General features: G+C 67.8%; 4 protein-coding genes and 2 pseudogenes. 1 reads left to right on the top strand and 5 read right to left on the bottom strand.

Annotation, left to right across the window (positions count from 1 at the left end):
* Positions 1-61: 61 nt before the first annotated feature.
* Positions 62-745: an FG-GAP repeat domain-containing protein gene (locus ACIHCM_RS37375; protein ID WP_399906489.1), complete on the bottom strand. Its 684-nt coding sequence runs from the start codon at positions 743-745 to the stop codon at positions 62-64.
* A gap of 789 nt (positions 746-1534) precedes the next feature.
* Between ACIHCM_RS37375 and ACIHCM_RS37380 the strand changes: the two genes are divergently transcribed.
* Positions 1535-2575, top strand: coding sequence for an acyltransferase family protein (locus ACIHCM_RS37380; RefSeq protein WP_399906492.1), 1041 nt, complete (start codon positions 1535-1537; stop codon positions 2573-2575).
* 1273 nt (positions 2576-3848) lie between these two features.
* Here ACIHCM_RS37380 and ACIHCM_RS37385 read toward each other — a convergent pair.
* The 4 genes and pseudogenes from ACIHCM_RS37385 to ACIHCM_RS37400 form a co-directional block, all read right to left on the bottom strand.
* Positions 3849-3974 (bottom strand): annotated as a pseudogene (locus ACIHCM_RS37385) (sugar phosphate nucleotidyltransferase); the annotation flags it as partial.
* 76 nt (positions 3975-4050) lie between these two features.
* Complete coding sequence (locus ACIHCM_RS37390; protein WP_399906496.1) at positions 4051-4947, bottom strand: hypothetical protein; 897 nt, start codon at positions 4945-4947, stop codon at positions 4051-4053.
* A gap of 29 nt (positions 4948-4976) precedes the next feature.
* The gene (locus ACIHCM_RS37395; RefSeq protein ID WP_399906499.1) at positions 4977-5234 is read right to left on the bottom strand and encodes a hypothetical protein; all 258 of its coding nucleotides are present in this window, start codon (positions 5232-5234) and stop codon (positions 4977-4979) included.
* 96 nt (positions 5235-5330) lie between these two features.
* A pseudogene (locus tag ACIHCM_RS37400) lies at positions 5331-6373 on the bottom strand (CocE/NonD family hydrolase).
* Positions 6374-7076: the final 703 nt, after the last annotated feature.

Genomic DNA, 7076 nt, shown 5'->3' on the forward strand with positions numbered 1-7076 from the left:
CCCTCCCCGAGAAGTCCACGCCGAACATGTGAAGTTGCGAGCCGTCGCGTGAAATAGACAGTCAGATCCCTGTCCGAAGAACACGAGGCCCCTCATTCGTTTCGACAATGCTGTGCACCGCGCCGGCGTTGTCGGTGTCCTGGTTGATGCCCAGCACCGTCTGTGCCGTTCCGTGGATGTAGTGGATCATGCCGGCGTCCTGCACGGTCCCGACGTCCTCACCGGGCTCGCCGATCAGCAGAAAGGGCGTACCCCCGGAGGTCTTGCCTGCAGCGACGGCGTATCCGGTCCAGTCTTGGGCCTCTTGACCGCCGCCCAGCGGGTTGCCCGTACCTTGGTAGAACTCCTTGGCCGCAACGCCGCTTCCGAGCCCTGTCGTGGCGCCGTACAGGAGATGGACGCTGCCTCCGTCTTGGACAGTGCCGATGTCCTCGTACGGAATGCCTACGACGAGATCGCTGCATCCGTCGAGGTTCGCGTCGTACACCGCGAGCGAGAACCCGAACTGGTCACCCGGTTCCGGCACGTCCGGCACCGATGCGAGCGCCTGCGTCAGCTCCAAGGTGCCCTTACCGCCGCCGTAGACGACGTGGACCGAGCCTGCCCGCTCTGCTCCGCCCACGGTTGCCTCGGGGTCGGCGATCACCGTGTCCCGCGTCCCGTCACCGTTGAAGTCGGACTCTGTCCCCGATGGGCAGGCGACAGCCGCGGCCGCCGGCGTCTGTCCGACGGCCAGCCCCGCCATCAGGAGTACCGCAGACAGCGCTCCCGTCGCACAAAAGCGTCGTACCTTCCCCACCCAGCCCACCCATCCCGTGCACATGAGAAACACATAAAGACGAGAGCATCTTGGCGACATGGGCATGACCTGAAACGCGATCTCGATCGTTGATTGCGTGACGAACGACACAGCAACCATTCGGGCGCTGTTTACATCGTGACGTTCCCTGACGCATTTCGCTGCAACCAGGAGCAGGACGCCCCCATGCTGACGGCTTGATCTGAGCATCTCGGAAGAACTCCGCACCCACCAATGATGGAAGTTCGCCGCAAGTTTTCCTCTTGGAATTTCTGCGTTAACTTACAGTTGGTGAACGAGTGCAGAGGCTCAAATGCCCTTACTTAATGATGTTTTGGCGGGCGAGGAGCTCTTTGTTCCAATTCGCCAGTCAGGCCTCGGTGTGGCCTGAAGACGTCGCCTCAAGTGGCGTGATCAGGCAGGTGAGCCGCACCCACGAGTTCGCTCATGGTCAGAGATTCTGGGCGGGTCCGGTGATCCTCGCGGACGTGAAGTCGAAGCGGCGCAGGATTACCAGGACGGTGCAGCAGCGGAGGTGTGGCCCACCTACGAGATGAGCACAATCAAGATTTACGTTTATCGCACTGATCGCCTATGCTCGCCTGGCCCCACGGCGCGACGTTTCCGCCTCCGGTCGATCGGTGGCGCTCCTGTGTTGGGCACACATCGGATTCGTGTCGGAGGCTTCGAGCAGTTATGGCACTGCCATCGAACGAGCGGCTTCAGGCTGCCTCGGTGACGGACAGAGTCCCGCGCTGGGACAACGTACGGGCGCTGTCGGCGACGTTGATCGTGGTGCTGCACACCACCGGGCCGGCCGTGCCGGACGGTGGCATGCTCCAGACCTTCAACGTCACCATGTGGCCGCTGCGCGTCCCGGCGTTCGTCATCCTCGCCGGGGTGTTCAGTCACGGGGGCCCACTGGAGTCGCGCTACGCGCGCGGCCTCGTCGGACGGATCCTCGTCCCCGCCACACTGTGCTGGATCCTGCTCTCCACGGAGAAGGTCCTGCTCGGCATGGACTTCACCTTCCACCTGAGCCGATGGCCTTGGACCCTGTGGTTCCTGATGGCCCTGCTGTGGTGGCGGCTCCTGCTGCCCCTCATCACCCAGCTGCGCTTTCCGCTGCTCTGCACCACGGCGCTCGCCCTCGTGGCCGGCTACTTCGGCGAGATCGGCGACAACTACGCGGGGGCCCGGACCCTGATGTACCTGCCGCTGTTCTACCTGGGCTGGCGCCTCGGTCAAGGCACCCTGTTCGCCTCGTGGTTCACCTCGCGCCGCACCCTGCCCCTTGCCTGGGCCGGACTGATCCTCGGTCTCGGCGGTGCCTTCCTCGTCTGGCGGCCCTGGCCCCACTCCGCGGTGCTCTACGACGACGTGCCCCTGCCCATCGAGCTCGCCTGGTTCCCCCGGTTCTTCATCCTCGTGGCGTCCGCAGCCCTGGTGCTGTGCCTGCTCCGCGTCACCCCCAACCGCCGCATCCCCTACATCACGTCGATGGGCGCCGCAGGCTTCACCATCTACCTGCTCCACCCCTTGTTCATCCGCCCCTTCCTGGTCCTGGGCTACGCCGACCGCGTCGACACCCGCTCCGAGCAAGCCGCCATGTTCCTCGGCGCGGTCGCCCTGGCCGTCTTCCTCGGCAGCCCCCTGATGCGCCGCCTGGCCCGTCCCCTGACCCGTCCCCCGATCGACCGCTTCCTCTTCAAGCCGAAGCCGAAGGCCCCGGCACCGGTGCCGCAGCCCCAGCCGCCCAGGGAACTCGTCGGCTGACGGGCGTCACCGGCGTCGGCAGCGACGCCAACCGCCCGATCATCGCACCGCTGGGCACGGGTCAGCCGCAGGGAGGATGGGCCAGCGATTTCGGTGGTGGACACCACTGCCCGTGGGGCCGGGTGGCGCCGGAAGGGCTGGGGACGGTCATCCGCTCACCAACACCACCAGCCCGCACTGGCGCGCGCCTCGCCGGTCTCCACGTCCACCCTCTGCGCACCCACCACGGCCTCGAACGGCTCGCCACCGCGAACCAGTCGGGGGCCAGGTACAACTCGGCTATCGGGATGTCCGGTCCCCCAACACCGGAACCGGTAATGGGAACCCTCCAGATGGGGAAGGGTAACTGACAGGGCATCAGTAAACCCCGGACCGGCTGGTGGGCTCGGCCTGCGCTACCTTGCGGTCGGCCAGGGCATCGCCAGGGCCAGGACGTCCGGAAGTCGCAGGGGGACTACCGTCGCGGGCGACCAGGGATTCCCGTTCCCTCGTCAGATCGCATACTTACGTGGCGTCGAGGCCCCGGCGCACTGCACGATCTCCGACAGCCCCCGTAGAAGACCAGCGTCGAACGAGCGTCAACATACTTCTGGAACCCGTCCTCCCGGAGTTGAGCCAAGCGTTCTCGACCCGCGCCCCGCTGCAAAAACGCAGGTAGGACATGTAGCGGGAAGCTGCAACATTCTCCACGTGGTGGACTTCGGGAAACAGGTCGAGCACCACCGACCGCATTTGGAAAACCCGAGAAAGTCGCAGGTCAGAGCCCCTTCTCGGCAGGCTCCAGAATCGCCACGCACTCCACATGATGCGTCATCGGAAACAGATCACACGAGAGAGATTCGGAAAAATGCCAGGTCAGAAGGTGTCTCTCGGCCCTTCGAGAGGCTGGCAGATCCTCAGAGCGTCAAACGAGCGTCATGGCCAGTGCATGGGCCGGCCTCTCCTTCCCACACCGGCTGATGTTGCAAAGGCGACGCCGGTCTGGCCGGGTGAGGCCGAGACACCTCGAGCACTTCGCGATCACGCGCAAGACCGTCACCGGCCTCGCCGACCGGCTCCTCGCATCCCCGCCGGAACTACCCGAGCACTCGGGCTACCCGCGCATCCTCGCTGTCTTCAACGAGGCGATTGGACCCCTGCGGGCCAAGGACGTCTGCCGGGCCCTCGACCACGAACTGCTCGCCGAAGAACGTCGAATGCACCCGGGCCACGCTGAAGCCCCTGGTCAAACTCGGCATTCTCACCGAAGCCGACATCGGAAACGTCACCAGGAGGCGGACGCTTCCAGCCCGTGGAACAGCATCGGTTCGCCGGCGACGGGGACGAGTTGTTTGGCGGACGTGTGCGTGATGGGGCGCATGCGGGTGCCGGATCCGCCTGCGAGGACAAGGGCCTTCACTGTGCCTCCTCAACCTGATGGGCCTCGATGAGGGCGTGGGCGGCCGCGGGGTCCGCGAGGGGCACCACGATGGTGGTCACCGGCCGCAGGACGCCCATGCGGACGGGCACCTCGACCGGTTCACCGAGATGGAGTTCGAGGGCGCGCGACGCCCGGCCCGGTACGCGGAATCCGTCCTCGGCCGGCCGGTGGTCGGACTGCTCCGCCGCCCGGGCCCGGCTGACGGCCGTGAGGGGGACCCGCGCGCTGTGGTGCAGGCCCCACCGCAGGACGATGTCGTCCCGGCCCAGGGGGGTGTCGCCGGGCCCGGCCTGGGTGCGGAAGGTGACGGCCCGGGCGAGATTCCCCATACGGAGACCTCGTGGCGGACCATCTCCGCGATCGGCGGCGGCATCAGGGAGTAGAACGCCTCGCCGAGGGCGGCCCGCCGCCCGAGGCCGGTCCGCCGGAGCTTGCGGTACTGGCTGATAAACGCAACGCCGAAGACCAGGCCCAGCACGGACAAGGTGCCTTCGGTGACCACGAGGATGCCGGCGGCGATGCGCCAGTCCAGCAGCCCGGTCGTCACCAGCACGATCTCGATCAGCAGCACGAGGAGTCCGGCCCACCGCAGGCGGCGCAGCCACGTCGGCACCTGGACGGGGGCCTTGGCCGGCGGCCGGGCGATCCGCTGCTCCTGTGCTTGCTCGTTGCCCTCCAGTGCGTTGCGGACCGAGGTCACGGCGGCGGTGGGGTCGGTCGCGTGGATGCGGATCTCCCGCACCTCTCCAACGGTCTTGCCCGCTTCGAGCCGAGCGGGCTCGTGCAGTTTCAGCACCAGGTTGGTGATGGACATGACCGGGACCGGTAACACGCCCTCGTTGATCGCGGCCGTCCGCTGCTGGTCGGAGACGGTGCGCCACACGGCCACCTCCTCGATCAGGCTCAGCGGCACGCGCGCGCGGAAGGAGGCCCCGTAGGAAACCGTGAGCACCCCACCTCCCACCCGGTGCGGGTAGGCCCTCAGCGCGACGTCATCAGGTACGTGGCGGCGAGCCCGGCGGCCAGCGCCACCACGCGGGCCCACAGGGCGGACAGCATCAGGTCGACCAGGACGAGTTCCACGGCGGACAGGAAGAGGATCACGCCCACGCCGATGGCGCTGCCATCTTGGCTGGGAATCGCCGTTCCACCCTCGCCCCTGCCCAGTGCCTTCCACGGCGCCAGTGCGGCCGCGCCGATGCTCGCCCCTCCCCCGGTGATCAACTTCGCGTCGCTCATGCTGTTCTACGGGCGACATGGCCGACGTCATCTCGCCCGGACGGGCCTCGACCGCCGATGTGTTTCACACCACTATGACCGGACCTGCAGCGCTGCTCACGGGGCCGGAACCACCGGCAGGACGATGCGGGACGGCCGGTCGGGGTCGTGGAAGATCTGCTGCCGGGCCACTCGGGCCGTGGTCGCACTCTGCTCGGGCTCGCCCGTGTTGAGGTTGCGGTCCCAGCGGGGGAAGTTGCTGGAGGTGACCTGGACCCGTATGCGGTGCCCGGCCCGGAAGACGATGCTGGTCGACCACAGGTCCACGACGTGCTCGGCCGGCTCACCCGGTGTCGCCCGCACCCGCGCGATGCCGTCGGCCACGTTGCGGGAGACGCCGTGCTCGTCCACGTCGCACAGGCGCGCCACCCAGTCGGTCGAGGGCCCGTCCGTGGCGGCGAAGAGAACCGCCCGAATGCGGCGGGTCACCTCGACGTCCTCGGCGAGCGGTTCGGTGGTGAAGACCAGGACGTCCTCGCGTGCCTCCACGGCCGCCTGGTCGAGCCGCCCGGGGCGGAATTCGTCGGTCATGAGGAGCCCGCCGCCCATGAGGAGTGCGCCGCCGGTGGTTGGTACCGGCTCCATGGGGTCGTAGGTGAATTCCTCGGCCTGTTCCGCGGTGGACGGCGGCTGAGGGGTCAGGCGTCGCCGGCGCGCAGGTGGAAGTCCGTATCCACGGCCCGCGACAGGGGCCAGTCCGTCTCCTCGCGCCACTGGTTGATGCCCATGACGAAGAGCAGCACCTTGCCGGTGTCCGGCTCCAGTGGTTCGCCGTCGCCGATCGTGCGCCGGAACCAGTCGAACTGCATGTCGTGCACGCGCCCCCGCATGCCCATGGAGTCCGAGTTGGCCCCGAACCCGAAGTTGACGTCACCGACCACGTACCGCCAGTTGGTGTGGGTCCACCACGGGCCCATGACCAGCGTGGCGGACCGGCCGGCACGGCGCATGGCGGTGAAGTTGTCGAGCGTGCCCTGACTGAAGATGTCGTACCAGCCGCCGACCTGGAAGGTGGGCAGGTCGACCTCCCGCCGCCGGCACGCCCGGGCCCGCTTTCCGCCGACCTGGGCCTGCCGGCCCACACCCGCCCTGGCTTGCACCCGTGCGGCTCCCGGAGCACGTCATATCCGTTACACGGACATGGACCAGTTCGTGCGCTACGCACAGGCCGCCGAGAGCGGCAAGATCCAGCTGCCGGGCCGGCTGGAACGCGGTCACCACCTCCGACCCGGCGGCCGCGGCGAACTTCGGCCGCCCGATCCCGCCCCGCACCGAGAAGTACGAGCGCGCCCACGAGGTCGTCCAGATCGTGCGGGCGCTGTGAGGCAGCTGGGAGAAAGACGCGTGGCTCCGGGACGTCCCCGCAAAGCGGTTCGCCGACAAGGACAAGATCCAGCCGGTCAACCTGCAAGGCCGCCACGTCGCTTCCCACGGCCCGCTGCCCATCCCGCCGTCCGAGCAGGGCCAGCCCGTCATCTTCCAGGCGGGCGGCGGCAGTTACGGCCTGGAACTGGCGGGCCGCCACCCCAATGGCGTCTATCTGCCTGTTCTCTATCCGCTCGCGCGGTCGGGCAGGTTCGAACGGGGTCCTGGTTCGGGTGAGTTGTCCGGGTCGGGTGTATGAAGGAAGGGCCTCTTGGTAGCTCGCGGATGTCGAGTCCAGCGAGAAGCAAGAGGCCCTGTTGTCGAAGTGTCGCGTGGTCGTGGTCGCCGAGTCCAGTTCGTCCACTCGTGGGTGTGACTGCCTCGCCCACAGGTTCGGGAACGCGGTCGACCGGCCGCAGCGCCGGCCCCGATACGGCT

The organism is Streptomyces sp. NPDC052023, assembly GCF_044548465.1.
Taxonomy (GTDB): Bacteria; Actinomycetota; Actinomycetes; order Streptomycetales; family Streptomycetaceae; genus Streptomyces.